Annotated in this window: 28 protein-coding genes; 13 read left to right on the top strand and 15 right to left on the bottom strand. The window is 62.1% G+C overall.

The features are described 5' to 3' along the window. Positions 1-906, top strand: a complete 906-nt coding sequence (locus FKL89_RS11820) for an EamA family transporter (RefSeq protein WP_156862940.1) — start codon at positions 1-3, stop codon at positions 904-906. Here the strand turns inward: FKL89_RS11820 and FKL89_RS11815 are convergent. The 5 genes from FKL89_RS11815 to tal all read right to left on the bottom strand — a co-directional run bounded on the left by FKL89_RS11815 (position 903) and on the right by tal (position 5,948). After that, a complete protein-coding gene (locus FKL89_RS11815; RefSeq protein ID WP_156862939.1) occupies positions 903-1,961 on the bottom strand; it encodes a cation diffusion facilitator family transporter in 1,059 nt (352 codons plus the stop codon). The two genes, FKL89_RS11820 and FKL89_RS11815, sit on opposite strands and share 4 nt — an antisense overlap. Before the next feature lie 75 nt (positions 1,962-2,036). Then, a complete protein-coding gene (locus FKL89_RS11810; RefSeq protein WP_156864677.1) occupies positions 2,037-2,972 on the bottom strand; it encodes a histone deacetylase family protein in 936 nt (311 codons plus the stop codon). A 123-nt stretch (positions 2,973-3,095) separates the two neighbouring features. Beyond that, positions 3,096-3,653 (bottom strand): elongation factor P, encoded by a 558-nt coding sequence (gene efp, locus FKL89_RS11805; RefSeq protein WP_156862938.1) that lies wholly within the window; start codon positions 3,651-3,653, stop codon positions 3,096-3,098. Positions 3,654-3,797: 144 nt separating this feature from the next. Further along, entirely contained in the window at positions 3,798-4,874 is a 1,077-nt protein-coding gene (earP, locus tag FKL89_RS11800; protein ID WP_238363338.1) for an elongation factor P maturation arginine rhamnosyltransferase EarP, read from the bottom strand. 141 nt (positions 4,875-5,015) lie between these two features. Continuing rightward, entirely contained in the window at positions 5,016-5,948 is a 933-nt protein-coding gene (gene tal / locus FKL89_RS11795) for a transaldolase (RefSeq protein WP_156862937.1), read from the bottom strand. A gap of 111 nt (positions 5,949-6,059) precedes the next feature. On the opposite strand from tal, the gene zwf reads away from it, so the two are divergent. The 9 genes from zwf (at position 6,060) to FKL89_RS11750 (ending at position 16,036) form a co-directional block, all read left to right on the top strand. Next, positions 6,060-7,517, top strand: a complete 1,458-nt coding sequence (zwf, locus tag FKL89_RS11790; protein WP_156862936.1) for a glucose-6-phosphate dehydrogenase — start codon at positions 6,060-6,062, stop codon at positions 7,515-7,517. 9 nt (positions 7,518-7,526) lie between these two features. Then, entirely contained in the window at positions 7,527-8,492 is a 966-nt protein-coding gene (locus FKL89_RS11785; RefSeq protein ID WP_156862935.1) for a MurR/RpiR family transcriptional regulator, read from the top strand. A gap of 70 nt (positions 8,493-8,562) precedes the next feature. Beyond that, positions 8,563-9,414: a CDP-diacylglycerol--serine O-phosphatidyltransferase gene (pssA, locus tag FKL89_RS11780; RefSeq protein ID WP_156862934.1), complete on the top strand. Its 852-nt coding sequence runs from the start codon at positions 8,563-8,565 to the stop codon at positions 9,412-9,414. Positions 9,415-9,475: 61 nt separating this feature from the next. Continuing rightward, positions 9,476-10,681: a DUF2279 domain-containing protein gene (locus FKL89_RS11775; RefSeq protein WP_156862933.1), complete on the top strand. Its 1,206-nt coding sequence runs from the start codon at positions 9,476-9,478 to the stop codon at positions 10,679-10,681. 355 nt (positions 10,682-11,036) lie between these two features. Then, positions 11,037-12,743: a 2-isopropylmalate synthase gene (gene leuA / locus FKL89_RS11770; RefSeq protein ID WP_156862932.1), complete on the top strand. Its 1,707-nt coding sequence runs from the start codon at positions 11,037-11,039 to the stop codon at positions 12,741-12,743. 81 nt (positions 12,744-12,824) lie between these two features. Continuing rightward, on the top strand, positions 12,825-13,310 hold the full coding sequence (locus FKL89_RS11765; protein WP_156862931.1) for a GNAT family N-acetyltransferase: 486 nt from the start codon (positions 12,825-12,827) through the stop codon (positions 13,308-13,310). A gap of 15 nt (positions 13,311-13,325) precedes the next feature. Next, positions 13,326-13,670, top strand: a complete 345-nt coding sequence (locus FKL89_RS11760; protein ID WP_156862930.1) for a hypothetical protein — start codon at positions 13,326-13,328, stop codon at positions 13,668-13,670. 129 nt (positions 13,671-13,799) lie between these two features. Further along, entirely contained in the window at positions 13,800-14,816 is a 1,017-nt protein-coding gene (locus FKL89_RS11755; protein ID WP_156862929.1) for a glycosyltransferase family 9 protein, read from the top strand. A 107-nt stretch (positions 14,817-14,923) separates the two neighbouring features. Further along, complete coding sequence (locus FKL89_RS11750) at positions 14,924-16,036, top strand: malate/lactate/ureidoglycolate dehydrogenase (protein ID WP_238363337.1); 1,113 nt, start codon at positions 14,924-14,926, stop codon at positions 16,034-16,036. Between the two features lie 110 nt (positions 16,037-16,146). Here the strand turns inward: FKL89_RS11750 and ccoG are convergent, their stop codons facing one another. The 4 genes from ccoG to FKL89_RS11730 form a co-directional block, all read right to left on the bottom strand. Beyond that, positions 16,147-17,655 (bottom strand): cytochrome c oxidase accessory protein CcoG, encoded by a 1,509-nt coding sequence (ccoG, locus tag FKL89_RS11745; RefSeq protein ID WP_156862928.1) that lies wholly within the window; start codon positions 17,653-17,655, stop codon positions 16,147-16,149. Positions 17,656-17,685: 30 nt separating this feature from the next. Next, complete coding sequence (locus FKL89_RS11740; protein WP_156864674.1) at positions 17,686-17,943, bottom strand: DUF2249 domain-containing protein; 258 nt, start codon at positions 17,941-17,943, stop codon at positions 17,686-17,688. Between the two features lie 49 nt (positions 17,944-17,992). After that, positions 17,993-18,424: a hemerythrin domain-containing protein gene (locus FKL89_RS11735; RefSeq protein WP_156862927.1), complete on the bottom strand. Its 432-nt coding sequence runs from the start codon at positions 18,422-18,424 to the stop codon at positions 17,993-17,995. 172 nt (positions 18,425-18,596) lie between these two features. Beyond that, positions 18,597-19,076, bottom strand: coding sequence for an RrF2 family transcriptional regulator (locus tag FKL89_RS11730; protein WP_156862926.1), 480 nt, complete (start codon positions 19,074-19,076; stop codon positions 18,597-18,599). 249 nt (positions 19,077-19,325) lie between these two features. Between FKL89_RS11730 and FKL89_RS11725 the strand changes: the two genes are divergently transcribed. Further along, complete coding sequence (locus tag FKL89_RS11725) at positions 19,326-20,354, top strand: Bug family tripartite tricarboxylate transporter substrate binding protein (RefSeq protein ID WP_156862925.1); 1,029 nt, start codon at positions 19,326-19,328, stop codon at positions 20,352-20,354. Between the two features lie 154 nt (positions 20,355-20,508). Here FKL89_RS11725 and FKL89_RS11720 read toward each other — a convergent pair whose 3' ends face one another. The 6 genes from FKL89_RS11720 to FKL89_RS11695 form a co-directional block, all read right to left on the bottom strand. Next, entirely contained in the window at positions 20,509-21,297 is a 789-nt protein-coding gene (locus FKL89_RS11720) for a fumarylacetoacetate hydrolase family protein (RefSeq protein ID WP_156864673.1), read from the bottom strand. A 201-nt stretch (positions 21,298-21,498) separates the two neighbouring features. Next, positions 21,499-23,007, bottom strand: a complete 1,509-nt coding sequence (locus tag FKL89_RS11715; protein WP_156862924.1) for a tripartite tricarboxylate transporter permease — start codon at positions 23,005-23,007, stop codon at positions 21,499-21,501. Positions 23,008-23,016: 9 nt separating this feature from the next. Further along, on the bottom strand, positions 23,017-23,478 hold the full coding sequence (locus FKL89_RS11710; RefSeq protein WP_156862923.1) for a tripartite tricarboxylate transporter TctB family protein: 462 nt from the start codon (positions 23,476-23,478) through the stop codon (positions 23,017-23,019). A 145-nt stretch (positions 23,479-23,623) separates the two neighbouring features. Further along, complete coding sequence (locus tag FKL89_RS11705; RefSeq protein WP_156862922.1) at positions 23,624-24,445, bottom strand: peptidylprolyl isomerase; 822 nt, start codon at positions 24,443-24,445, stop codon at positions 23,624-23,626. Then, a complete protein-coding gene (locus tag FKL89_RS11700) occupies positions 24,442-24,744 on the bottom strand; it encodes a BolA family protein (RefSeq protein WP_156862921.1) in 303 nt (100 codons plus the stop codon). The genes FKL89_RS11705 and FKL89_RS11700 overlap by 4 nt, the downstream gene beginning before the upstream one ends. 21 nt (positions 24,745-24,765) lie before the next feature. Further along, positions 24,766-25,338 (bottom strand): septation protein A, encoded by a 573-nt coding sequence (locus FKL89_RS11695; RefSeq protein WP_156862920.1) that lies wholly within the window; start codon positions 25,336-25,338, stop codon positions 24,766-24,768. Positions 25,339-25,530: 192 nt separating this feature from the next. Between FKL89_RS11695 and FKL89_RS11690 the strand changes: the two genes are divergently transcribed. Both FKL89_RS11690 and FKL89_RS11685 read left to right on the top strand, forming a co-directional pair. Continuing rightward, a complete protein-coding gene (locus FKL89_RS11690; protein WP_156862919.1) occupies positions 25,531-26,010 on the top strand; it encodes a MarR family winged helix-turn-helix transcriptional regulator in 480 nt (159 codons plus the stop codon). 9 nt (positions 26,011-26,019) lie between these two features. Further along, positions 26,020-26,445, top strand: a complete 426-nt coding sequence (locus FKL89_RS11685; RefSeq protein WP_156862918.1) for an organic hydroperoxide resistance protein — start codon at positions 26,020-26,022, stop codon at positions 26,443-26,445. Position 26,446: the final 1 nt, after the last annotated feature.

Genomic DNA, 26,446 nt, shown 5'->3' with positions numbered 1-26,446 from the left:
TTGCCCCTTCGCCACACGCTCCTCGCTCTCGCCATTGCCACCGTGTGGGGGTTGACCTTCGTTTCGATCAAGCTGGCGCTGGTGAGCGTGCCGCCCTTTGCGCTGTCGGGCTGGCGCTTTTTCATGGCTGCAGTGCCGCTGGTGTTGTTTGTCGGGCGACCGCAGGTGCCCTGGTGCTGGCTGGTGCTCTACGCGCTGTTCATCGCCGTGGGCCAATTCGCCGTGATGTTCATTTCGCTCAACATGGGTATGCCCGCCGGCTTGATGTCGCTGGTGGTGCAGACGCAAGTGTTTTTCACCATTGGCCTCGCAGTGGCGCTCTACGGCGAAGCCATACACCGCGCGCAGTTGGTGGGTGCACTGATCGCGGCGATCGGCTTGGTCATCATCGGTGTGACCAAGTTGCAAGGCGGTGTCGGAGCAGCATTCCTGCTCGTGCTGCTTGCGGCGTTCTTCTGGGGCGCGGGGAACACAGTGGCAAAGCACGTGGCGCGCATCGCGCATACTGGTCGAGTCAGCGCGATGAACTTTGTGGCCTGGACGAGTCTGGCTGCCGTGCCGCCGCTGGTGGTGATTTCGCTCATCGTGGAGCCAGCGGGTGCGCTGACCGCGCCGCTGAGGACGCCGAGTTGGGCGTTGTGGGCCAATCTCTGCGTGCTGGCCTATGCCGCGCAAGTGTTTGGCTACGGCCTCTGGTCGAACTTGCTGACGCGCTACCCGGCGTCGATGGTGTCACCGTTTGCGCTGTGGGTGCCCGTGGCGGGCATGACCGCAACGGCGTGGGCTTTCGGTGAGCGTCTTTCCGCCACGCAACTGCTTGGCGCTGCCGTCGTGCTCACCGGGCTGGCGATTGCGGTGCTCGGGCCGAAGTGGATGGCGACGCGAGACGGTAAGGCTCGAGGCTAGTGCGCCAGCCCACAGCGCTCGCGCAGCGCGCAGTGTGCGGCGTCGCCGGTTTCGATCTGCAGGGTTGCATGATCAATGGCGAATCGCTCGTGCAATTCGTCACAGACGTCCTTGAGCCATGCATCACCCGGATGTCCGTCCGGGCAAACGAGATGCGCGGTCAGTGCGACCGCCTCGGTCGACAGCGCCCAGATATGCAGGTCATGCAGGCTTTGCACCGGGGCACGGTGTGCCAGAAACCCGGCGACCGCGCTGGCATCGACGTGCGCCGGCACCGCGTCAAGCGAGAGGCGCAATGAGTCAACCAGGAGCCGCCACGAGCCCCAGGCGATCACGACGGCGATGATGAGACTGGTGACCGGGTCGAGCCACAGCCAGCCGGTGACTCCCATCAGCGCGGCGCTCGCCACCACGCCGGCAGACACCGCCGCGTCCGCCGCCATGTGCAGATAGGCGCCGCGCACGTTGAGATCGGTCTTGCTGCCACGCATGAACAACCAGGCAGTGAAACCGTTGATCGCGATCCCGATCAGCGCAATAACTATCACCGGACCGGTGGCGACGACCTGCGGCTCGTTCAGTCGACCGATGGCCTCCCAGACGATGGCACCCAGCGCAACGAACAGCAGCACGGCGTTGGCCAGCGCCGCAAGAATGGAAGTGCGTCCGAGGCCGTAGGAATGCCGCGCGGAGGGTTTGCGCCGCGAGAGCCACACGGCAGCCCACGCCAGCAATAGCCCAAGCACGTCGGAGAGGTTGTGGCCGGCGTCGGCCACCAGTGCCAGCGAATGCAGCCAGAAACCTGCGACCGCCTCAATCAGCGCATAGCTGACATTCAGCGCAACGCCAATGGCGAAGATGCGGTCGTAGTTGATCGGCCCATGTGCGTGGGCATGCCCGCCGTGACCGTGTGTGTGTCCGTGCCCGTGGCCATGAGCCTCCTTCTGCGGGTGCGAACTGGTGGTCGCGCCGTGTGCGTCACCGTCGTGATGCGGGTGCGCGTGGCGCGGATGGCCTGCGTCGTCCGATGCGTGGTGCGAATGATGGCCGTGCATGCGCGCAATGCTACCGCGCGTTTCGTGCCGACCAGTAGTCGCCAGCGCGACGGACGACCGCGCAACGATGCCCGGTCAATCGGCGCCGATCAACACTTTCACGTGTTCGCCGACGCTGCGGGCAAGCGCGGGCAGGTGATAACCGCCCTCAAGCAGTGAAACGATACGCCCGCGACAATGTTTGTCGGCTACCGCAACGAGTTGCTGCGTCAGCCAGCGGTAGTCGGCGTCCACCCAGCCGAGGGATGCGAGGTCGTCTTCGCGGTGCGCGTCGAAACCAGCCGAGATGACCACCAGCTGCGGTGCAAAGTCATCAATCGCCGGCAGCCAGCGGTCGAGCACGGCGGCGCGCATGGCGTCTCCGCGAGAGTAGGCGGGCAGCGGCACGTTGACCATGTTGGCGGCCATCGGCACATCACCGTTGCCGGGATAAAGGTGATGCTGAAAGGTTGACACCATCAGCACGCGCCGCGCATCGCACTGGTCGGCAAGTATCTCTTCGGTGCCGTTCCCGTGATGCACGTCGAAGTCAACCAGCAGCACACGCTCGAGGCCGTGCGCCTGTATCGCGTGCAGCACAGCGATCGCTGCATTGTTGAAAAAGCAGAACCCCATCGCGCGATGACGCTCGGCGTGATGGCCGGGCGGACGGATGTTGCAGAACGCACGCGGCGCATCACCAGCGCACACCAGATCAACAGCCTTGACTGCGGCGCCGGCACTGTGCTGGGCAGCAAGCAGCGTGTACGGATTCATAGTGGTGTCGCCGTCGATGCCGCAGTAACCCTGCTGCGGCGCCATCCGTTCAATCGAGTCGACCATCTCGCGTGTGTGTGCCCGCAGGATTGTGTGCGGGGGCGCGGCAGCGGCGATCTCTTCCCGCATGAAATCAAGCAAGCCTTGCGCACGCAGGTAGTCGTCAACCACCCGTACCCGGTCGGGGCATTCGGGGTGATGCGACCCCATTTCGTGCTTGAGTGCGTACGGATGCGTGAGATAGGCGACGAGCATCGTCAACGGTTCCTCCTGTATGCATTATCTCCGCTCCAAAACAAAAGGCCCGTGCGATAGTTGGGCTATCGCATGGGCCATTGCGCTGGATCAAGGCTGCGTTGCAGCAGCCAGAACTACCAGTTAGACGCGTTTCTTGAACTCGTCGGTGCGAGTGTCGATCTCGATCTTGTCGCCGGTGTTGACGAAGGCCGGAACCGGGATCTCGAAGCCGGTGCCCTTGAGCTTGGCGGGCTTCATGACCTTGCCCGAGGTGTCACCGCGCACGGCCGGCTCGGTGTATTCCACCTCACGCACCAGCGAGGTCGGCAGCTCGATGCCGATGGCGCGGCCGTCGTAGAACGTGACTTCGCACGGCATTGCGTCTTCGAGGTACTTGAGCGCGTCAGTCATGGTGTCAGGCTCGATCTCGTACTGGTTGTACTCGGCGTCCATGAACACGTACATCGGATCGGCGAAGTAGCTGTAGGTCACTTCCTTCTTTTCGAGGACGATGACATCGAATTTTTCGTCAGCTTTGAACACCGGCTCGGCACCAGTGCCGGTGAGCAGGTTCTTGAGCTTGGTCTTGACCACGGCGGCGTTGCGGCCGGACTTGTTGTATTCGGCCTTGACCACGACCATCGGGTCGTTGCCGATCATGATGACGTTGCCGGCGCGGAGTTCTTGTGCGGTTTTCATGGTGGTTTCGTTGTGGATGCGCGCCGGTTGAAGTGTTTTCCGTCGTCTACGTCAGCACGTTGGCTTGACAGCGATGACTGACAATGCCGGAATGGCAATGTCGGAGGGGTTTGGCCCGCAGGTTTTGTAGCAAAGCCTTTGATTTTAGCCGACTTTTTGCGTTTTCACCAGAGCGACGAACCTAACGAGCCGGGTGGCGAGGTCGGTCTGCTGCATGAGCAGGGCGCGCCAGCGGATGGCGTGTTGCCGAAGCGTTGGCAAGTGAGTGACGAATTCGGCGTAGGATGTCGCGTTCCGGTCACCGGCAACAAACGCGTGGCTGGCACGGCGATAGGCGTCCGCCACCAACGCCGGCAGGCTTTCGCAGTAGCGGTCGAGCCAGGCATCGAGCTTGACCCAATGGGCATCGTCGTCGGTCGGGTAGATGTGCCAGAGCATCGGTTTGGCTGCCCATTGCGCGCGGACGAAGGAGTCTTCGCCGCGTACCAGCAGCAGGTCGAACGGCGCGAGCAGGGCGTCGAAATCGGGTTGTGGCACGGGGGGCGCCGTGCGCCATTCCGGCGCGCAATCGGCTAGCGGCGCAGCCACGCTCACCGCTACGCGCTGACCGGATGCTCCGAACGCATCCGTCAGTGCCCGCACAGGGGCTTGCGGGTAGGTGAAAACAAACAGGCGCTGCGGCAGGTCGGCTGCGGCTAGCGTCCTGGATTGTGATTCCGGTTGTCGTGAATCCACCGGCGTAAGACTTCGCTCCCGAATCAAGCCGCCGGATTGACCGGTAAATCCGGGGCAAAAGAAGTATTTGGTCAGCGGCAGCCGCGGATGCGGGCTTGCGCGACCGTGGATGTCATCGACCCAGGTTTCGGCGCTGAGATATTCAAGGTTCAACCAGACGGGTTTGGTGGCTTGCGCAGCCATTGCCTGCACGTAGTCCGCCGGCGGGTCGCAGGCGAAGGCCTCGATGACGACCTCTGCGGGCGTCAACGTGTTGGCGTTTTGCCACGGCACGACAGTGACGCCAAGCAGCGCTTGCGTCGAAGCCGACGCAGCATCCACCTCGGGTGCGATGAAGCGAAACGCGTGCAGGTCATCGACGATCAGCCGCACCGTGCAGCCGTGCTCGGCGACCAGCTGCCGCGCCAGCCGCCAGCAGACGCCAATGTCACCGTAGTTGTCGATGACGCGGCAGAACAGGTCTACGGTCGTTCCGGCAAGCAGCACCTTTTCAGTGGAAGCCCCATTCAATGTGGGCTCACACGGCTTTGCGAAAGAAGTCGAGTTTCATCAATTTTGGCTATTCAGCCCAGATGGAATGCTGGTTTCAGTAAAAAGTTGTACTCAGGCAGTTCCGGTTCGCTGCCATCAAAGCGCTGCTGAAATCAGGCTTTCCAGCTTGCCGGCATCGACGGCAAACGCACGGATGCCTTCCGCCAGCTTCTCGGTTGCCATCGCGTCGTTGTTCAGTGCGTAGCGGAACGCGGGCTCGGACGTGTCCAGTTTGATGGGCGCCGTGGCAGCCTTGCCGGGGATCAGTTTGCGTTCAACCGGCTCGTTCATGCCCTGCAGCTGGTTCAGCAGGTCGGGCGAGATGGTCAGCAGGTCGCAGCCGGCGAGCGCCAGGATTTCGCCGATATTGCGGAAGCTGGCACCCATCACCTCGGTCCTGTAGCCGTAGTGCTTGTAGTACGCGTAGATGAAGCGCACCGACTGCACGCCGGGGTCTTCCTCAGCGGTGAAATCCTTGCCGTCGCGCTTTTTGTACCAGTCCAGAATGCGGCCCACGAAAGGTGAGATCAGCGTGATGCCGCCCTCGGCGCAGGCGGCTGCCTGAATCGGGCTGAACAGCAGCGTCAGATTGCAGTGGATGCCTTCCTTTTCGAGCACGGTGGCGGCCTGAATGCCCTCCCAGGTGGAGGCAATCTTGATCAGCACACGGTCCTTGCCGATTCCGGCCGCCGCGTAGAGTGCAATCAGCTCGCGCGCCTTGCCGATGGTCGCCGGAGTGTCGAACGACAGCCTCGCATCCACCTCAGTCGAGACGCGGCCGGGCACGATGTTGAGGATTTCCAGGCCGAAACGGATCAGCACCTGATCGACGATGGCGCCGATGCTTTTGCCCTTGTGTGCTGCCACCGTTTCGCTGAACAGCGGCTTGTAGGCGTCCTGCTGTACCGCCTTCAGGATCAGCGACGGATTGGTCGTGGCGTCACGCGGCGTGTAGGCGCGCATGGCGTTGAAATCGCCGGTGTCGGCGACGACGGTGGTGAATTGTTTGAGCTGGTCGAGGGTGTTCATGGCAGGGTTCCGGACGGAAGAGCGTGTTTCGTTGTCGCGAAGGCTTTGCCATCGCGTCAAATGCTGTAATTTTAGCTTGTTGTTTTACTACAAGGCTGCTATTGTTATCGTATGAACGGCAACTTTGATCTGGTCATTTTCGGTGGCACCGGCGATCTGGCGCTACGCAAACTTTATCCTGCCTTGTTTCGTGCCGAATGCGATGCCTGCCTGCACGCCGGCGGTCGCATTATTGCTGCCGCGCGACAGAAGATGGACGACGCGGCGTTTCGCGACCGCGTGAGTGAAGCGCTGAATCGCTTCGCCCCGGACATCATAAAGGCCGCGCCCGACGGCGCCCTGGCGCGATTCCTCGCGCGCATTGCCTATTTCGCACTCGACGTCAATGCGCCTGAACAATATCGCGAGTTGAAAGCCCGACTGGACGAGCGGGCGAGTCAGACGGTGTTCTATCTGTCAGTGGGACCGGCGTTGTTCCCGGCCATCATCGACGGGCTCAAGACGTCCGGGCTCAATACGTCCGAGACGCGCATCGTGCTTGAGAAGCCGCTCGGGCGCGATCTGGTGTCGTCGCGGCAGATCAACGATCTGGTGCTCGACGCCTTCAGCGAAGCGCAGGTCTATCGCATCGACCACTATCTCGGCAAGGAAAGCGTGCAGAACCTTCTGGCGCTGCGTTTTGGCAACACGCTGCTGGAGCCGCTGTGGAATCGCACCTGGGTCAGCAATGTGCAAATCACCATTGCCGAGATGGTTGGTGTGGAGACTCGCGGCGAGTTCTACGACAGCACCGGCGCCTTCCGCGACATGGTGCAGAACCATCTGCTCAACCTGCTTTGCATTACCGCGATGGAGCCGCCGTCGAGCCTCGATCCAGACGCCGTGCGCGATGAGAAATTGCAGGTGCTGCGGTCACTGAAGCCGTGGACGCAGGAGTCACTGCGCGAGAACATCGTTCGCGGCCAATACCGGGCCGGCAGCATGGGCGGGCAGGCGGTTGGCCCCTATCTGGCCGAGGCGGGCGTTACCGCAGGGTCCTGCACGGAGAGTTACGTCGCATTGCGTACCGAGGTCGCGAACTGGCGCTGGGCCGGTGTGCCTTTCTTTCTGCGTACCGGCAAGCGCATGGCCGAGCGGCGCGCGGAAGTAGTGATCAATTTCCGTTCGCCACCGCACTCGATTTTCGACAGCGCGCTGGCGCCGAATCGCCTGGTCATTACGCTGCAGCCCGAGGAGAGCGTGCGGCTCTACACCATGGCCAAGGCGCCGGGCGATGGCATGCGCCTGCGCGAGGTGTATCTTGATCTCGACTTCCAGCAATTCTTCCGTGAGCGCCGGCAGGATGCCTACGAGCGCCTGCTGCTCGACGTGTTGCGGGGCAACGCGACGCTGTTCATGCGCCGCGACGAGGCTGACGCCGCGTGGCGCTGGTGCCAGCCGGTACTGGATCACTGGGCCGCCGAGCAGACAGCCCCGATCGGCTATGCCGCCGGCAGCTGGGGTCCGCCGGCGTCCAGTCGGCTGACTGCGATTGCCGATACCGCATGGCACGAAGAGCTGAACATTTAGGGGATGATCATGAACACTGCAGTACCGGCAAACAGGATTGAATCGACTGGTTCTGTCGTTGCCAGCAACGATTCGACCTCGACCGACGCACTGGTGTCGCGTATCACCGCCGTGCGTCTCAGCCTGCGTCCCAGCGAGCAGCGCGTCGCGAGCTATGTGCTTGGTCAGCCCAATCGCGTGGCCCACATGGCCATCGCCGAATTGGCGGAGGCGGTCGGCGTGACTGATCCCACCATCGCGCGTTTCTGTCAGGCGCTTGGCTTCACGGGTTTCAAGGCGTTCAAGGTAGCGCTGGCCAAAAGCCTGGCGACTGGCGTTCCGTATGTGCACACCGACGTGTCGGCGCAGGATTCGTCAGCGGATGTGATTGCCAAGGTGTTTGATCGCTCGATTGCGACGCTGATCGCGATGCGCAACCAGGTCGATCCGAAAGTCTTCGAGCGCGCTGCCGAGGCCATCGCACGGGCGCGCAAGGTGGAGTTCTATGGCGTCGGCAATTCGGGCGTGGTGGCGATGGACGCGCAGCACAAGTTCTTTTTGCTCGGCATGCACACCGTTGCCTACAACGATCCGCATTGGCAGGTACAGTCTGCGGCCTTGCTCACGCACGAGGATGTGGTCGTCGCGATCTCGCGTACCGGCCGCACGCGAGACATGATCCAGACCTGCGAGCTTGCGCAGCGCGCCGGGGCGACGGTGATCGCGGTGACCGAACGCGCATCGCAACTGGCCAAACTGGCTGACATTGCGCTTGCCGTCGATGTTGACGAAGACCCGGATGTTTATTCGCCAATGGTTGGACGGCTTGCGCAGTTGACGCTGGTGGACGCGCTGGCGGTCGCCGTCGCGCTCAAGCGCGGTCCGGAGCTGCAGGAGACATTGCGCAAGGCAAAGGAAACGCTCATCGCCAAACGCGAGAAAGAAGGCGAAATGCTGACGCCACTCACGCTGGCGGCACGCAGCCGCTGGATTTGATCGGGAGCGCAGCGATAGCGCGTCGAATCCCGCGAATCTTTCCCGGCAGACAGCCGCTACACTTCGGGCAATGAATCTGCCCACTCAAGACGATCGTGACCGTGAGCCCGCCGCCAGTGGCACCGGCCAATTGACCATTCGCGAACGGCGGGCAGCGCTGAAGAACAAGATTCGCCGCCGCGGCATCTACGTGCTGCCAAACCTGTTCACGCTGGCCGCATTGTTCTTCGGCTTCTTCGGCATCGTGCAGGCGATGAACCTGCGCTTCGACTACGCCGCCGTATCGGTCTTTGTTGCCATGGTGCTTGACAGCCTCGATGGCCGTGTCGCCCGCATGACCAACACGCAGACCGCCTTTGGCGCAGAGCTCGATTCGATTGCCGACATGGTCAGTTTTGGCGCGGCACCGGCGCTGATCGTCTACGAGTGGGCGCTGCGCTCGTTGCCCAGCCCGCGTATCGCCCTTGCTGCGGCCTTCATCTACGCCGCCTGTGCGGCGCTTCGCCTGGCGCGCTTCAACGTGCAGATCGGTGTGATCGACAAGCGCTTCTTCAATGGCTTGCCGAGCCCGGCGGCCGCAGCGGTCATTGCCGGCTTTGTGCTGCTGATGGATGACCTTGACATTGAAGGCGAGGACGTTGCCTGGTGGGCCTTCGCGGTCACGCTGGTGGCCGGCATTTCAATGGTGACGACGGCGAAGTTCTTCAGCTTCAAGGCGATGAGCCGTCGCGCAATTTCGTTTACAGCGATTGCGCTGCTGGCGGTGGGCTTCGGCTTGATGTTGATGCACCCGCCGACGGTGATCTTTGGGGTGTTCCTGGCGTATCTGGCGTCCGGTTATGTCGTGTGGCTCTGGCGACTCTTTCGCAAGCCGCAGGGCGTGACAGAAGTGGCGGCAACCGGAGCTGAAGAAAAGAAATAGGGCTTTGTGGCAGCGGCCGACAGGCATTGACTGGGCACGAAGAACTGACAGGGGGGATTTGATGGTGAAGTTGTGTGACCGGTGCGCCACATGGGGTTCGTTTGCCGTTGGCGTAGCGTTGCTGTTTTCTGGCAGCGGTTCGGCGCAGGACGTCGCGAGCAGTGTGAAGTTGTCGCCGGCGATGGAGCCGATATATGGCGCTGTAGCTGCGGCGGCAGCTGGCAACGCAGCAGTAGATGATTCCGCTGTTCCGTCCGCCGAGACTGCGGGGCAACTGGCGCCCCATGCCTTTACTGTTGCTGAGCTGTTCGCTGATGTGTCTTCGGCAGCCAGCATAGCGCCTGTGGCAAGTGCCGCCATCGCCGGCGCGGCATCTGCTGGCGGCGCTTCGGCAGCCGGTGCGGTGGCAGGCAGCGAGCTGGACAAGGCCCAACGGATCAAGCGTTGCCAGGACTTCATGCGCCTGCCATGGGGCCCGTTGCAGGATTGCCGCAAGGCGATCGTGGCAAGCGCTGTGGGCACGGTGCTGACAACTGGTGCATTCCAGTGGTGGAAGCGTGGTTTCTCGTCGCACATCACGCGCATCACCGAGGGGGGATTTGGCCGCGAAACCTACACCGGTGGCGTCGACAAGTTGAGCCATGCCTACACGTTCTATATCGGTACAAGGCTGGTCAGCGATGCGCTGCAGTGGAGCGGCTCATCGAAGGGCGAGGCACTGGCGATCTCCGCAGTGGCCAATGCCGGGACGGCCTATCTGATCGAGCTGTTCGACGGGTACTCGAAGAAGACTTACGGCTTCAGTCGTGAAGACTTGGCCGCCGACGCCGTTGGCATTCTGATGGGCAGCGCCGTGGTCATGTGGCCTGATCTCGACCGGAAATTCGCCTATCGCATGCGCTATTTCCCGAAGGGCGCTGGCGGCAGTGCCAACTTCATTGACAGCTACGAGGGGCAGACCTACTTCTTGACTGCCCGGCTGAGTGGATTCATGAATCTGTCGCCCAAGAATCCCCTGCGCTACCTTGAACTGGTTTTTGGCTACCGCGGCACCGGCTTCAAGCCTCGGGAAGGCATTCCTGGAGTCGACTATGCGCGCCACGAACGGCGCACTTATTACGGCATCGGACTCAACATGGAAGAGATTCTGCGCGGTACGCTGTTCCGCGATAACCCGCAGCCGACCCGCATCCAGTCAATCACCGAGGGCGTGCTGACCTATGTACAGCTACCCGGCACGGTGTTCGCCAAGACGCACGCGTTCTAGCGCGTTCTGGTCGCGCACGCGGCCTGGCAGTTTGCTGCGCCTCGCAAGAGCTCATGCGCTGCGCAGCGCGAATTGATTCACCGCAAGGACTGCGCACAGCGACTTGAATGCGCCGGCTTGATGAGCTATATTTACAAAATGCATTCGCATAGCCAGCAACTCACTCACGTGAGCGCCGCCTTCACGACATCCCTGCTGTCGCTGATTTCGCTCGGCCTGCTGCTGGCGCTGCTGCGCTCGCGCGCAGACAAATAACCCCCACCCCCTCCCGCTGCGCCACGTCTGATCCCCGAAATGGGAGACGAGGCTGCATTCCCGCATTCCCCTTCCAGAATCGTCGAGGCTCATCATGCCCATGTTGAAACAACCCAGCCAGAAATACGCCGCCTTCAAACCGATCCTGTTGGCCGATCGAACCTGGCCCAACCAGACCATCACCAAACCACCCGTGTGGCTCGCGACTGACCTTCGCGACGGCAATCAGGCGCTGATCGAGCCGATGGACGTCGAACGCAAGAAGAAGATGTTCGCACTCAACTGCAAGGTCGGCATCAAGGAGATTGAAGTCGGCTTTCCGTCGGCATCACAGACCGACTTCGATTTCGTCCGCTACCTGATTGAGCAGAAGCAGATTCCTGACGACGTCTGGATTCAGGTGCTCTCACCCTCGCGTGAGGCGTTTATCGAACGTACCTTCGAGGCATTGAAGGGCGCCAAGCGGGCAATTTTTCATCTCTACCATGCGGTCGCACCAGTGATGCGCAACGTCGTGTTCGGCATGTCGCAGGACCAGATCGTCAACGAGTTGACCATCCCGCATGTGCGCCAGGTCTGCGAGACGATGAAGCGCTTTCCGGAGACCATCTGGCGCTTCGAGTTTTCTCCGGAGATGTTCTCGAACACGGAGCTTGAATTCTCCAGGCGTGTGGTCGACACCGTGGTGGAAGTTTTTGGCGCCACGCCCCAGAATCCGGTCATCATCAATCTGCCGACCACGGTGGAGAACGCCACGCCCAACTGCTTTGCGGACCAGATTGAATGGATGCATCGCAACGTCGCCAAACGTGATTGCATCGTGCTCTCGGTGCATCCGCATAATGACCGTGGCACCGGCACTGCGGCCGCCGAGCTCGCCATGATGGCTGGCGCTGATCGTGTGGAAGGCTGCCTGTTTGGCAACGGTGAACGCACCGGCAACGTCGACATCGTGAACCTCGCGCTCAACATGTACTCGCAGGGCGTGCATCCGAACCTCGACTTCAGCGATATCGACGATATCAAGAAGACCGTCGAATATTGCAACCAGATCGCGGTTCATCCACGTCATCCGTACGCAGGAGACCTTGTCTACACGAGCTTCTCGGGCTCGCATCAGGATGCGATCAAGAAGGCCTTTGCCAATCGCGACGCCAACCCGAATGGCATCTGGGATATGCCCTACCTGCCGATCGACCCGATGGACGTGGGCCGCAACTATGAGGCGGTGATCCGCGTCAATTCACAGTCCGGCAAGGGCGGCATCAGCTACCTTCTGCAAAGCGAATACGGCATAGATCTGCCGCGCCGCATGCAGATCGAGTTCTCGCAGGTGGTGCAGCAGGTGATGGACACCACCGGCAAGGAAATGACAGCCGACGACATCTGGAACATCTTTGATGGCGAATATGTCAGCAAGAAGGCGCCGTACAAGTATGTCGCACACAAGCTGGCGGAAGATTCGTCGAAGCCGGATGCGGTGGAAGTGCATGCCGAAGTGGTGATCGACGGTGACACCCACAAGGCCAAAGGCGTTGGCAACGGCCCGATTGACGCCTTCGTTGCCGCGATTGCCAGCGAGCTTCATGCGCCGGTGAAGGTGATGGACTATCACGAACACGCGATCGGGCAGGGCGCCAACGCTACCGCCATCACCTATATCGAAATGCGTGTCGGCGACGGCCCGTCGCTGCATGGTGTTGGGATGGACAGCAATATCGTCACGGCTTCGTTCAAGGCGATTCTGTCAGGCTTGAATCGTGATGTAGCGCGCGTCAAACAGGCGCCCGAGGTGGTCGGGGAGTAACGATGGCGGCATCAGCGCGGCATCGTGCATAGTGTGAACAGGCCCTCATTCGTCGTATCCCGTTTTGCAAAACGCGCCAATATGCCCACAATCAGCCGTCCGCATCCGCATGACGCCTCCGCGATGCATGCCCTGCAGCAAAAGGCTTTCGCGGAAGAGGGGCGTCGCAGCGGCACGACCATGATTCCACCGCTGACCGAGACCGTCGAAGCGATTGCCGCGCATGTGGTCACGCAGACTGCACTGGTTGCACGCGAGGGCGACACCATCATCGGCAGCGTACGAGGTGTCGTGACGGACGGCATGTGCACGATTCGTGCGCTGGTGGTCGACCCGGCGCACCAGGGTCGTGGCATCGGCTCAACACTGCTGCGCGCGCTCGAAGCGGCGCTGCCCGACGTCCAGCGCTTTGAACTCACGACCAACATGCTGATGGAGAACAACGTACCGTTCTACGAGCGGCATGGATACTCGGTGTATGAGACGATACAGCACAACGAGATCATTCGGCTGGCGTTGATGTCGAAGCCGGTTGTACGCGCGGATCAACCCGCTTCGTACGACTGAGCAGCAGCTCATCCCATGCCATTTCTGCTTGTCATCGCCGGATTGTTTATCGCCTTTCAGGCGGTCGTCGGCTTTCTCTTTGGCCAGCTCTTCGCTGGTCACTTGTCGGTGGCAGCGTCGCTGACTGGATGCGCCGGACTTGTGAGTGCGCTCATAGCGTTCAAATTGGCCAGCAGCGAACGTTGGACGGCAGGCTGGGCGCGATGGACTCCATTGCTGGCGCTGCTTGGCGTTGCGCTGGATGTCGCGGATTACTACCTTCACCTCAACATCCCCGGCAACTACTACCCGTGGTTTCTGGTTGGACCGTTTGTTGGCGCACTGGTGCTGGTAGCAGCTACTGCGTGGCGCCGCCGCTAGCTCAGGCTGTGACGAAGCGTTCCGCCCGCGAGTTGCTTCACATCGCTGATCGCCCCGACCAAACAAGTTCAACGAAAATGACGGTAGCGATTCGTCCCGTGGATCGCAGGCTTCATTGGCGTTGAACACATGTCCGTCACCACCATCGCGCACCGTCCCGTCGTTGTCCGTTTCGCCGCCCTTGGCGATGTCGTTCTGCTCACGGTGCTGCTGGAGCAGCTTGCCAGGCGCCACGGCACTCCAGTTGATTTGTTAGCGTCCGGTGGCTGGACGCGCACGTTGCTCGCCAACGACCCGGCCGTAGCGGACGTCCAGCTGGTGACCAGTCGCAAGAGTCCGTACTGGTTTACGGCCAGCCAGCGCGAAGCAGTGCAATGGCTGGCTGCACATAAAGGGCCGGTGTATTTGTGTGACCCGGACAAATACGCGCGACGGCTGGTTGAGCGCGCGGTGCCGCGTGAACGCATCATCGCACCGTGGGATAACTGGCCCGGCCTTGGGGCGCATTGGGCCGACTGGTGGCACAGCACAGGCAGCGGCGAGCCGCTCGCGGCGGGGCGTGGCCAGCCGCGCCTATATGCGTCGCCTGACTGGGTTGCTGACGCGCACGCCTGGGCAGGTGCACGTGGTGTCGGCGATGCCCCCATCCTGCTGATCCAGCCCGGCAACAAGAAGACATCGAAACGCTGGTCGCTGCACCGCACTAACAACGACAAGTTCTGGCCGGTTGAGCGCTGGGCTCAGGTCATTGCCGGTGCGTTGCAGGCGAAGCCGGCGCTGCGGGTGGTGGTCTGCGGTTCGCCGCGCGAGGCTGATCTGGTGAACGAAATTGTTGCCGCTTGTGCGGACTCGCGGGTGCTGACGGCAGCAGAGGACTTGCCGTTGCCACGCTTGATCGGTCTGGCGTCGTTCGCGCACAGCATGATTTCCATTGACACTGGCCCGGCCCACATTGCTGCCGCGATGGACTGTCCCTGCGTGGTGCTGTTTGGCTACCACGGGTGGGGGCGCTGGGTACCACGGGCGCCGCATTCGCAGGTGATCCCGCTCGGCAACCGCGAGACGAAGGACGACGGCAATGTTGCGAGTATCAGCGCGGCAGATGCGTTGGCCGCGTGGCAGCGGCTGCTGCCTCGCGGTGGCTGACCGCACCGACGCAGACTCATTGCAGCGCGCCGTGAAGTCGGGCCGGCGTTCCGTCACGCGATTCGGTAGCGTCGGCGCGACAGCCTGAGCGCCTAAACTCCTGCGCCATGAGCACCGATACCTCCGCCATGCGCACCATTCACCCCGACGCCCTGCACCGCTGGGTTAACGACGTCTTTCTTGCTGCCGGCTCCTCAGCCACCGAGGCGCGGCTGACTGCCGATCATCTCGTCCTGTCAAACCTGAGCGGTCACGACTCCCACGGCGTCGGCATGGTGCCGCGTTACGTCAAGGCCATCGCGGCGGGCGAGTTGGTGCTTAACCAGAATGTGGAGGTGGTGACCGACACCGGCGGGCTGATGCTGATTGACGCGCATCGCGGCATTGGCCAGAGCGTGACGCATCAGGCGATGGTGATCGCGATTGAGCGGGCGAAGGAGAGCGGTGTCTGCGTCATGGGGCTGCGCAACTCGCACCACCTCGGCCGGGTCGGGCACTGGGCGGAGCAGGCGGTCAGCGAAGGGCTGATTGCGATTCACTTCACTAACGCCGTGAGCCAGCATTGGGTGGCGCCTTACGGTGGTGCCGAGGCGCGCTTTGTGACCAATCCTTTTACCGTAGGCATCCCGCGGCCGGACGCCGACGGCGGCCCGATTGTGCTGGACTTCGCCACCAGCGCCATCGCCCAGGGCAAGGTGCGCGTGGCCTACAACGCCAAGAAGCACACGCCCGAAGGCGCGCTGATTGATCATGAGGGCTTTCCGACCACCAATCCCGGTGTGCTGTTCGAGCCGGTCAATGGCCGCACCGGTGCGCTGACCACGATGGCGGCGCACAAGGGCTACGCGCTGGCGATGGTTTGCGAACTACTCGGCGCTGCACTGACCGGCGGCCCGGTCACCATCCCGAAAAACCAGCCCAAGGCCGGGGTGTGGAACAACATGCTGACCATCGTGTTCGACCCGGCCCGATTTGGCACCCAAAGCGCCTTTGAGATGGCGACGCGTGAGTTCGTCGAATGGGTGCAATCGGCCAAGCTCGCCGAGGGATTTGACGCCATCCTGATGCCGGGTGACCCCGAGCGCCAGTCGCGCAAGGCACGCGCGCAGGCGGTGCCGATCGACGACGGGACAATCGCCGAGATGGATGCGGCGGCAGCAACTGTGGCGGCCGCCAACCAGGGCAGAGGTCCAGGAGCGTTGTCGCTGCAGATGGCGTAGCGCTCGAACGACGGCTACAGCTTTTTTTGCAAAGCCTTGTTGCATGGGGCTGGCGGCCCAGAAGGCGGAAAGTCGATGCTTTTCGCTTGGCAGCCATGCAGAAATTGCCTCTAGCGCGGCACGAAGAAGGTCGATTTTTCGGTCATCGTTTGCAACGACGAGCCGTCGTTGCCGGCGGCGGTGATGTCGATGCCGATCGTGCTGGAGCGCCCGCGTAGCGGTTCCGCAGCATCAGCACCGAGGCGCAGGCGCAGCGACAGTTTGCCGCTGCTGCCAGCCTCCAGCGTCGTGCTGGTCGGCGTGACGATGCGTAGCACGGGGTTGCCGCTGGCATCGCGTGGATTACCTTCGTTCGATAGCGCCACTGACAGATGCAGGGGGCGTTCAGTGGCATTCACCAGGTGCAGCTGGTACACGTTCTCGATAGCGCCGTCGTCGGCCACGCGGGCCAGTGCTGCGCGATCACGAACGATGTCGACCCGGAAGTCGGGTCGTTGCCACAGGCTCACGGCGAACGTGGTGATTGCCGCGCCGAGCAGCGCACCGTAGATGAGCACGCGCGGGCGCGCTACCCGTCGCAGCATCTCACGACGACTCAGCCGCTGCGCGACCCCGTTCTCGGTCGAGTAGCGAATCAGGCCTTTGCGGTAGCCCATGCGGTCCATCACATCGTCGCAGGCGTCGATGCACGCCGCGCAGCCGATGCATTCGTTCTGCAGGCCGTTGCGAATGTCGATGCCGGTGGGGCAAACGTGGACGCAAAGCTTGCAATCGAGACAGTCACCCAGCGCCAGCGTATTGCGATCGGCCTTGCGCGAGCGTCCGCCGCGCGGATCGCCGCGCGCGCTGTCGTAGGCGATCACCATCGAGTCCTTGTCGATCAGCGCGCTCTGGAAACGTGCGTACGGGCAGATGAACTTGCACATCTGCTCGCGCAGGTAGCCGGCGTTGCCGTACGTCGCAAAGCCGTAAAACAGAACCCAGAACCACTCCCACGGCGAAAACGACAGCGCAGCGGCCTCGCTGGCAAGTGTGCGTATGGGCGTGAAGTAGCCAACGAAGCTGAACCCGGTGAACAGGCTGATCAGGATCCAGATCGTCTGCTTGCTGCCTTTGCGCGCGAATTTGACCGGCGTCCACGGGCCACTGTCGAGGCGCATGCGGGCGAGGCGGTCGCCCTCGGTACGGCGCTCGACCCACAGGAAAATTTCCGTGTAGACGGTTTGCGGGCAGGCATAGCCACACCAGAGGCGCCCGGCCATCGCGGTGAAGAAGAAGAGGGCGAGTGCTGAGATGACCAGCAGCGCGGCCAGGTAGATGAAATCCTGCGGTTGCAGCAGCAGTCCGAAGATCTGGAAACGGCGCTGCGTGGGGTCGAACAGCACGGCCTGCCGGCCATTCCACTGCAACCACGGCAGCCCGTAAAACACCAGCTGCGTCAGCCACACCATTGCCCAGCGCCAGCCGGCGAACCAGCCGTGCACGGCGCGCGGGTAAATCTTGGGCTGCTTTTCGTAGAGGTCAATGACGACTTCGCGGTCCGGTTCGGCTGCGCCCGCACTGACGGCGGCGGGCGTGAGCGCGCGGATCGGAATCACTCGGGATGGGGTGTTGTGCATCTCGCTCTGGTCGTCTCTGGGGCGGAAGCTTCAGCGAACGACGAAATCGATCGCAATGGCGCCGGGATCGCGCTGACGATATTCGATCGACACCGATTCACCATAGCGCGCCCGCAGCTGATCGAGCAGCGGCAGCGGATCGTGGTCGTTGACGAAACGCATCGTCTCGCCGGGGTTCAGGGCATCAAGCGCACCGAAGATGGCGGCATGGCGAAAGCGTTTGGCGATGCCGCGTGCGTCGAAGGGATAGATCGCCGTGGGCGACAGGTGCAGATGTGGTTGCGAGATGGTGCTCATTCGGTGACTCCGAGTTCGTGTTGATGGAAATGGCGATGTGTCATATCGACACCGTCGGAAGCGTGGACGGACGGTTGAGGGTGTTGGCCAGCGCATCGAGATCCAGCAGGCGCTGCGCCAGTGGGAACAGCACGCGTTCCTCATAGCGGACGTGCTCACGCATCGCCTCGCCCCATTCGGCCAACGCGTCAGGTTCGCCGTCGCGCAGGCGAGCCACCAATTGTCGCAACTGCTGGTGCTGCGCGAATGCCCGTGCGGCCTCGTCGCCGGCACCGGCGGCGGCCAGGGCAGGTAGCAGGCTGGCCTCTTCGGTTGCCAGATGAGCTGCAATGCTGCTGTCCCAGAGCGCCAGTGTGCGCAGGCGCACCGTGTCCGCGTGCTGACCTTGGCAGGCCGCGACGGCCTGTCGCGCGTACGACAGCGCGTCGTGGTGTTCGCGTGAAAGAGGAATCAGTGCAGCTTGGCGTTTCATCGGTGCGTCGGCCAGTGCCTTGGCGGCTTCGGTCTGTCGATAAGATTTATTTGCTATGTATCTATGTTAGGTCGCCCTGGCTCTTAAAGCAATATTAAAAAGTAATCTTTATTGCGCCAGATCAGACAGGGCGCTGGCCAGCGACCGGCAGCGGAACAGAGCGGGCCGGCTTCTACTTGCCGGATTCGCTGACGGCAGGCCGACGCCGCAGAGGTTGCAACTTCATCGTACGGGCTTGCGCGGGACCATCGCCATGAGCCGGCAGTACGTCGGCCAGCGTATGGCCATCGAGGTGGTCGAGAAACTGTCGCAGCGCGCCGCTGACGATGGCGGTCAGCCGGCACTGTCCGGTCAAGGTGCAGGTGTTGCCGGTGGCGAGGCATTCCACCAGGTTGAAATCCGGTTCGACGCTGCGCACGACTGCGCCCAGGTTGATCTCGCCGGGCGCTCGCGCCAGCCGCATGCCGCCGCCCTTGCCACGCACCGTCTCGATAAACCCCGCGAGCCCAAGCTGGTGCGTGATCTTCATCAGGTGCGCTTCCGAGATGCCGTAGGCGGCAGCGACTTCGGCGATCGTGCATAGCTGTTCCGGCCGCTGCGCGACATACATCAGCAGACGCAGCGAGTAATCCGTCATGGTGGTCAGGCGCATCGCGGGTCCGGGGCTGCTCTCATGCCGGCATTTTGCCGGCTGTGGTGGCAATCTGGTTGACCGAGCGCAGCAATTGTTGACCTGCGGTCGCCGTCGCGATCATGGCCCTCGCGACATACCGCATTTTCCATACGGGATAGCCGTCATTGACGGTGCCCTTGCTTTCTCCTAAATTTCCGGTGAGCGGTGATCAATACACCATACCGCTCAACTGAATCGTGCGGCAAGCACGGCGATCAAGGAGGAATCATGGATCACATTGCACCGGGCGGTTTGCCGCTTGACCACGTTGGCGTTGGTACGGTGTCGCCGTCGCGCCGTCAGTTCCTGCAGACGACGCTGGCGGTTGCCGCCGCTGGGGCGCTGCCCGGCGTTGCAGTCGGCCAGGCCTACCCGGCGAAACCGATCCGCCTGATCTGCCCGTGGCCAGCGGGTGGTGCAACGGATGCCGTGATGCGCGCCATCGCCGAGAGTGCGGGCAAGGCGCTCGGCGGGTCCATGTTGGTGGAGAACAAGGCCGGCGCCAGCGGCATGCTGGGCCCCAACGAGCTGGTGAAGGCGGCGCCGGACGGCTACACGCTGTCGCAACTCACCATCGGCGTCGCGCGGCTGCCGCACATGCAGAAGATGCAGTTCGATCCGCTCAAGGATTTCACCTACATCGCCTGCCTGACCGGCTACACCTTTGGCATCGTGGTGCGCAGCGATTCGCCGATCAAGAGCATCAAGGATCTCGTCGAGTACGCCAAGGCAAACCCCGAGAAGTTCACTTATGGCACGCCGGGGGCCGGCACCACGCCGCATCTGGCAGTGGAGGAGTTCGCGGCGAAGGCAGGCATCAAGCTTTCGCATATCCCGTACAAGGGCGCAGCGGAGGGCGTGCAGGCCGTGCTTGGCGGCCATGTGATGTCGCACAGCGATTCGACGGGCTGGGCGCCGCAGGTTGACGCCGGTAATTTGCGCCTGCTCGCCACCTACGGCAGCAAGCGGGCGAAGCGCTACCCGAACGTGCCGACGCTGAACGAGCTCGGGTACGAGACGATTTCGGACTCGCCGTTCGGCATCGGCGCACCCAGGGGCATGGATCCAGCACTCACCCGGCGCCTGCACGACGCGTTCAAAAAGACGCTGGAAGACCCGGCGGTGCTTGCGACCTTCGACAAGTACGACCAGTCGGTGATCTACATGAACACAGCCGACTACACGAAGTTCATCGCCGAACAGTACGTCAAGGAAAAGGCGGTCATCGAGCGGCTGGGGCTCGGCGTCAAGGCCTGATCGGGTTACAGCCTGAGTCTGAAAACCTTATTCCATCTGGGCTCAGCACCACAAATAGCCAAAAGTCGACTTTTGGTCGAATTGCGTACTGAGCCCTTATCCAATGGTCGATTCGACAAAAAGATGATGCCGCGAATGACTGCGCGGCAAACCGCTAAACCACCTTCACGTTGAGGTCCGGCAAACCTTCGAGCTTGCCGGTCATCAGGTCGCCGCGCACCACCGGACCGACATTCTCTGGCGTGCCGGAATAGATGATGTCGCCAGCCATTAGCTCGAACGCTTCCGAGAGCTTGCTGATCTGTTCGGCAACGTTCCAGATCATCTGGTTCAGGTCGGCGTTCTGCTTGACGTTGCCGTTGACCAGCAGCTGGATGCGGCCCTTGCTGAAGTGACCAGTCTGCCCGACGCGATGGATCGGCCCGATTGGCGCCGATCGGTCAAAGCTCTTGCCGATCTCCCAGGGCTTCTTTTCGTCACCCATCGCACGCTGCAGGTCGCGCCGGGTCATGTCGAGCCCGAGCGCATAGCCGTAGACGTGCGACAGCGCATCAGCCATTGCGATGTTGCGACCACCGCTCTTGAGTGCTGCGACCAGCTCGATCTCGTAGTGGTAGTTCTTGGTCAGCGGTGGATAGGGGTGATCCACCGTCTGGCCGGGCGGTACGAACTGGATCGCATCGGTCGGTTTCTGGAAGAAGAACGGCGGCTCGCGGGTCGGGTCCGAGCCCATCTCACGGGCGTGCGCAGCGTAGTTGCGGCCGATGCAGTAGATGCGACGCACCGGAAAGACCTCATTGCTGCCGACGATCGGGATGGTTGTTGCTGCAATCTGGAACGGCGTGGCACGCGTTGTCGGGCTGGCGCTGACGTTGACGGTGGTCGAGCAGGCGGTGAGCGCGGTGGCGCTGCCGAGTGCACCTGCGGTGCCGAGCGTTTTCAGGACGTCACGGCGGGTGGTGCCGGGTGGATTCGATGGGCTGGACGTGATTTCCTCCTGCTGCAATATCGTTGCGTTGCTGCGTCTGGTGCCTTTGGCTAGGGCGCACGGCTCGCGGGACACACGTTCGCGAAGGATACGCTGGGCCAAACAAAACGGGCACCGAAGTGCCCGTTTTTTCGTATCGAGAGATCGTGCTGAGGATCAATCCTCGACGAAAGTCTCGTCGCGCTTCTTGCGGATTGCCGGCATCGCCAGGATGATCAGCAGAATCAACGACAGTACCAGCATGGTGGCGCTGATCGGGCGCTCCAGGAACACCGACGGGCTGCCCCGCGACAGCAGCAGCGCGCGGCGCAGGTTCTCTTCCATCATCGGGCCAAGGATGAAGCCAAGCAGCAGCGGGGCTGCTTCGCATTCCAGCTTGGCGAAGATGTATCCGACCACGCCGAACACCGCGATGATCCAGACGTCGAACGTGGTGTTGTTCACGGTGTAAACGCCGATGCAGCAGAACACCAGGATCATCGGGTAGAGCAGACGATACGGAATCTTCAGCAACTGCACCCACATGCCAATCAGCGGCAGGTTAAGGATCACCAGCATCAGGTTACCGACCCACATCGAGGCGATCAGGCCCCAGAACAACTGCGGGTTGGCGGTGATGACCTGCGGACCCGGCTGGATGTTGTGGATGGTCATCGCGCCCACCATCAGCGCCATCACGGCATTCGGCGGAATGCCCAGCGTGAGCAGGGGGATGAAGGAGGTTTGCGCACCAGCGTTATTGGCTGACTCCGGTGCCGCGACGCCACGGATGTTGCCCTTGCCGAAGGCCGGCTTGGCGTTGGCGCCGGCCATTTTCTTCTCGAGCGAATACGACGAGAACGAAGCGAGCAGCGCACCGCCACCAGGAAGAATGCCGAGCAGCGAGCCGAGCAGCGTGCCGCGAGTAATTGCACCCGCAGAATCCTTGAAGTCCTGTGCCGTTGGCAGCAGCTTGCCCACCTTGGCGGTAAAGATTTCGCGGGCTTCGCCCTTTTCAAGGTTGATCAGGATTTCGCCGATGCCGAAAATGCCCATCGCGACTGCGACGAAGCCGATGCCATCGGTGAGTTCCGGGGTGTCGAAGCTGTAGCGAGCGACGCCGGAGTTCACGTCGGTGCCGACCAGCCCCAGCACGATGCCGAGCACGATCATCGCGATAGCCTTGACCACTGAACCGTGCGCCAGCACGACAGCGGCGATCAGGCCCAGCACCATCAGCGAGAAGTAGTCGGCCGGGCCGAACTTGAGAGCGGCTTCCGACAGCGGCGGTGCGAACGCGGCGACCAGCAGCGTCGAGAACGAGCCGGCGATGAAGGAGCCGATGGCAGCCATACCCAGCGCGGCGCCGGCACGGCCCTGACGCGCCATCTGGTAGCCGTCAAGCGCGGTGACCACCGAGGACGATTCGCCCGGCAGGTTGACCAGAATCGCCGTGGTGGAGCCACCGTACTGCGCGCCGTAGTAGATGCCGGCCAGCATGATCAGCGCCGACACCGGCGGCAGGGCATAGGTGGTAGGCAACAGCATGGCGATGGTTGCCACCGGGCCGATGCCGGGCAACACACCGATCAGCGTTCCCAGCAGGCAGCCGACCAGCGCGTAAAGGATATTGGTCACCGTCAGCGCGACGCCAAATCCCAGAGACAGGTTATTGAGCAGATCCATGGTGTTTGCCTAGCTCCAGGGGAAGAGTTTCATCTGCAGCTTGAGCCCCCACACGAAGACGGCAGCGCAGAACAGGCACATGATCACGGTGATGATTGCCAGTTCACGATAATTCTTGTCGTGAGCCGCGATGCCGGAAATGATGGTGAGCAGGATGATTGCGATCACCATGCCGAGCGACGGCAGTGTGGCACCGAACAGCACCACAGCGGCTGTCAGGATGATGACCGGCTTCCAGGTCCAGCCGATGCCATCAGTTGCGGCCCATTGCGCCTGATTCTTGAGGCCAATACCGGCGACGATAACGCCCAGCACCGCCATCACACCGCCGAGAATGCGCGGGAAGTACCCCGGCCCCATACGGGCGGCTGTCCCCATCTGATAGTTGTATGCCCCAACAAAGAACACCACGCCGATGACGATGAACATCAATCCGGCGAGCAGATCCTTGTTTTTCAAGAAACTGTTCAAGTAACGCCTCCTCCGAAGTAGTGACTTGTTGATTATTGTTGATCAGACTGTCGCCTGCCTGTCCTTTTTGTCACCCGAAAATGAAAAAGCCACCCGAAGGTGGCTTTGTGCATCGCAGCGAAATGCTCGCTGAGTGGCTGGCAGCTTACTTGATGCCAGCCTTGGCACGCAGCTCGGCGAGATGCTTCTCGACGACCTGACCCTGCAGGCGTTGCGCCAGTTGCGGCTTCACTTCATCGAAGCTCGGCACCTTGGCATCGCGGACGTCATCAAGCTGGATGATGTGGTAGCCGAACGGGCTTTGTACCGGTTGCGGCGTGTATTTGCCTTTTTGCAGGGCAACCAGCGCATCGGCAAACGGCTTCACGTAGTTGGATGGCACCGCCCAGTCGAGATCACCGCCGTTGTCTTTCGAGCCGGGGTCCTTCGAGTTGGCTTTGGCGAGATCGTCGAACTTGGCGCCGCCCTGCAGTTGCTTGATCAGTGCGTCAGCATCTTCCTTCTTCTCGACCAGGATATGGCGAGCGCGGTATTCCTTGTCGCCAAGGCCGGCCTTGATGGTTTCGTACTCTTTCTTGAGCACATCGTCACCGACCGGATTGGCGCCAAGGAAGTCACCGATGTAGGCGCGAATCAGGATCGACTCGCTCGCCACCTGCATCTGCGTTTTCATCGTGGCGTCGCGATCCATGCCTTTGGCTTTGGCGGCGCGCAGGAACAGCTCGCGGTTGGTCAATTCATCGCGCAGCGCGGCACGCAGCTCGGGCGAGTCCGGCTGCCCTTGCCCCATGCGTTCCTTGAGGATAAGGTCGAACTGCGCCTGCGATACCAGGTCACCGCCGGCGGCGGGCTTGGCGGCGGCTGCGGCTGCCGCTGCCGCCGGTTTCTTGGCTGCCGTTTGCGCAACGGCCGGTGTGCCCATCACGGCGAGCAGCAGAGCGGTCGCGAGCGTTTGACGATAGATCATTGAAGATTCCTGTTGTTGGATTTGTCGTTGGTTGATGAAAGTTCTTCGGGCGTACTGGTGATCAGCGACAGCGCATGAATGCGCGCCGGCATCAAATCAGCCACCAGCCGGTAGACCGCCCGGTGGCGAGCCACCGTGGAAAGCCCGGAAAACGCGTTGGACACGATTTTCGCCGATAAGTGCCCGCCGCCGGTATTTCCGGCATGACCGGCGTGTTTTGCCGAGTCATCGGCCACCTCAACGGTGGTGGGCGCCAGCGGGGCCAGCCGCTCAATCAGCAGTGCAGTCAGTTCGCTCATGGCCGTCCGCTGGATGGCCGATCAGGCCTGATCGCCCCGGGTGGGTGCGTTATCAACGGGGTCGCCTTCCTTCATGTATTTGGCGAGCACGACCACATTGGCGACGGTAAAGGCGAAAAAGATGCCCATCGCCCACCACACCTTGAAATTGACCCAGGCATCAAGGCTGTATTGCGTTGCAACATAACCATTCAGCGCCGTCATGAACGCAAAGAAGACGATCCACGCCCACGTGATGCGGCCCCAGACGGCGTCAGGTGCCTGAATCTGCGCCTGCTGGAAAAGCACACGAATCCAGTCGCGCCCGAGTACCAGCTTGCCGAAGAGCAGGGTGAGCCCGAAGGCGCCGTACAACGCGGACGGCTTCCACTTGATGAAGGTTTCATCGTGCAGCAGCAGCGTCGCGCCGCCGAAGATCACGATGATGCCGAGCGACAGCCACTGCATGGTGCTGACCTTGCGTGTGGCGAACCAGGCGTAGGCGATCGCCAGAACCGAAGCTGCGATGGCGACGCCGGTGGCGAAATAGATGTCTTTGAGCTTGTACGCGGCGAAGAACAGGATGATCGGCGCGTATTCGAGGATGAACTGCATGGGTGCGCATTGTATGCAGTTGGCCAACGCTGCGGCTTATCTGCACAAGTCACTAACGATTAAAAATTGTTGACAATTATATTGTGTGCAATATAATTTATTCCGATGACGAATTGACCGACGCGCCAGCGCGATGAGCGCCAGCGCAACCAGGCCGCCACGACTCGCCTGTCCGAAGGCAAACGCTCCACGATGAAGACACCTGCCAACATTCTCGACCTCGATGCCCAGCTCTGTTTCGCGCTGTATTCGTCGTCGCTGGCCATGACCAAGGTGTACAAGCCCCTGCTGGCGGAGCTCGGTCTGACCTATCCGCAATATCTGGTGATGCTGGCCTTGTGGCAGCACGGCACCTTGGGTGTCGGCGAGCTGGGCGCGCGGCTGTTTCTGGATTCCGGCACGCTGACACCGCTGACCAAGCGGCTGCAGGCGCTTGGCCTGTTGCAACGCCAGCGAAGCGAACGCGATGAGCGCCATGTCGAGCTGTCGCTGACACCGGCCGGCAAGCGGTTGCGCGCGCGGGCGGAGGCTATTCCGCGTTGCATCCTGCAATTGTCGGGCTGCGATCTGCCCGCCATCGAATCACTGACGCGCGAGCTGCAGGCCTTGCGCGACCAACTGGTTGCCCGTGTGGCGACCGAGCCTGCGCCAACCCTCACTCCCGAAAATTAAGGAAAGCCCATGTCTCTCGAAAAAGTTCTCTACCGCGCGCAAGCCACCTCGACCGGCGGCCGCGAGGGCACGTCGCGCTCGTCCGACGGCATTCTCGATGTCAAGCTGACGACCCCGAAGGAGCTTGGTGGCAATGGCCTGCCCGGTACCAACCCCGAACAGCTGTTCGCCGCGGGCTACAGCGCCTGCTTCCTCGGCGCCCTCAAGTTTGTCGCCGGCAAGGCCAAGGTCGCGCTGCCCGCCGACACCACCATCACCGGCGATGTCGGTATCGGCCCACTGCCGACGGGCTTTGGTATCGAGGTGACGCTGACCGTCGCCATTCCGGGCGTTGATCGTGCCGTGGCGCAGGGTCTGGTCGACCAGGCGCACATCGTCTGCCCGTACTCGAACGCGACGCGTGGCAACATCGACGTGACACTCAAGTTGGCGTAGC

This window comes from Casimicrobium huifangae, from assembly GCF_009746125.1.
GTDB lineage: Bacteria > Pseudomonadota > Gammaproteobacteria > Burkholderiales > Casimicrobiaceae > Casimicrobium > Casimicrobium huifangae.
This window is presented reverse-complemented; position numbering and strand designations above follow the sequence as displayed.

Coding starts and splice junctions, on each gene's coding strand:
- leuA (WP_156862932.1), top strand. CDS start 11,037: ATGTTGAAACAACCCAGCCAGAAATACGCCGCCTTCAAACCGATCCTG.
- FKL89_RS11725 (WP_156862925.1), top strand. CDS start 19,326: ATGGATCACATTGCACCGGGCGGTTTGCCGCTTGACCACGTTGGCGTT.
- FKL89_RS11735 (WP_156862927.1), bottom strand. CDS start 18,424: ATGAAACGCCAAGCTGCACTGATTCCTCTTTCACGCGAACACCACGAC.
- FKL89_RS11730 (WP_156862926.1), bottom strand. CDS start 19,076: ATGCGCCTGACCACCATGACGGATTACTCGCTGCGTCTGCTGATGTAT.
- FKL89_RS11750 (WP_238363337.1), top strand. CDS start 14,924: ATGAGCACCGATACCTCCGCCATGCGCACCATTCACCCCGACGCCCTG.
- tal (WP_156862937.1), bottom strand. CDS start 5,948: ATGAACACCCTCGACCAGCTCAAACAATTCACCACCGTCGTCGCCGAC.
- FKL89_RS11815 (WP_156862939.1), bottom strand. CDS start 1,961: ATGCACGGCCATCATTCGCACCACGCATCGGACGACGCAGGCCATCCG.
- FKL89_RS11695 (WP_156862920.1), bottom strand. CDS start 25,338: ATGCAGTTCATCCTCGAATACGCGCCGATCATCCTGTTCTTCGCCGCG.
- ccoG (WP_156862928.1), bottom strand. CDS start 17,655: ATGCACAACACCCCATCCCGAGTGATTCCGATCCGCGCGCTCACGCCC.
- FKL89_RS11775 (WP_156862933.1), top strand. CDS start 9,476: ATGGTGAAGTTGTGTGACCGGTGCGCCACATGGGGTTCGTTTGCCGTT.
- efp (WP_156862938.1), bottom strand. CDS start 3,653: ATGAAAACCGCACAAGAACTCCGCGCCGGCAACGTCATCATGATCGGC.
- FKL89_RS11690 (WP_156862919.1), top strand. CDS start 25,531: ATGAAGACACCTGCCAACATTCTCGACCTCGATGCCCAGCTCTGTTTC.
- FKL89_RS11705 (WP_156862922.1), bottom strand. CDS start 24,445: ATGATCTATCGTCAAACGCTCGCGACCGCTCTGCTGCTCGCCGTGATG.
- zwf (WP_156862936.1), top strand. CDS start 6,060: ATGAACGGCAACTTTGATCTGGTCATTTTCGGTGGCACCGGCGATCTG.
- FKL89_RS11755 (WP_156862929.1), top strand. CDS start 13,800: ATGTCCGTCACCACCATCGCGCACCGTCCCGTCGTTGTCCGTTTCGCC.
- FKL89_RS11765 (WP_156862931.1), top strand. CDS start 12,825: ATGCCCACAATCAGCCGTCCGCATCCGCATGACGCCTCCGCGATGCAT.
- FKL89_RS11700 (WP_156862921.1), bottom strand. CDS start 24,744: ATGAGCGAACTGACTGCACTGCTGATTGAGCGGCTGGCCCCGCTGGCG.
- FKL89_RS11785 (WP_156862935.1), top strand. CDS start 7,527: ATGAACACTGCAGTACCGGCAAACAGGATTGAATCGACTGGTTCTGTC.
- FKL89_RS11715 (WP_156862924.1), bottom strand. CDS start 23,007: ATGGATCTGCTCAATAACCTGTCTCTGGGATTTGGCGTCGCGCTGACG.
- FKL89_RS11760 (WP_156862930.1), top strand. CDS start 13,326: ATGCCATTTCTGCTTGTCATCGCCGGATTGTTTATCGCCTTTCAGGCG.
- FKL89_RS11685 (WP_156862918.1), top strand. CDS start 26,020: ATGTCTCTCGAAAAAGTTCTCTACCGCGCGCAAGCCACCTCGACCGGC.
- pssA (WP_156862934.1), top strand. CDS start 8,563: ATGAATCTGCCCACTCAAGACGATCGTGACCGTGAGCCCGCCGCCAGT.
- FKL89_RS11810 (WP_156864677.1), bottom strand. CDS start 2,972: ATGCTCGTCGCCTATCTCACGCATCCGTACGCACTCAAGCACGAAATG.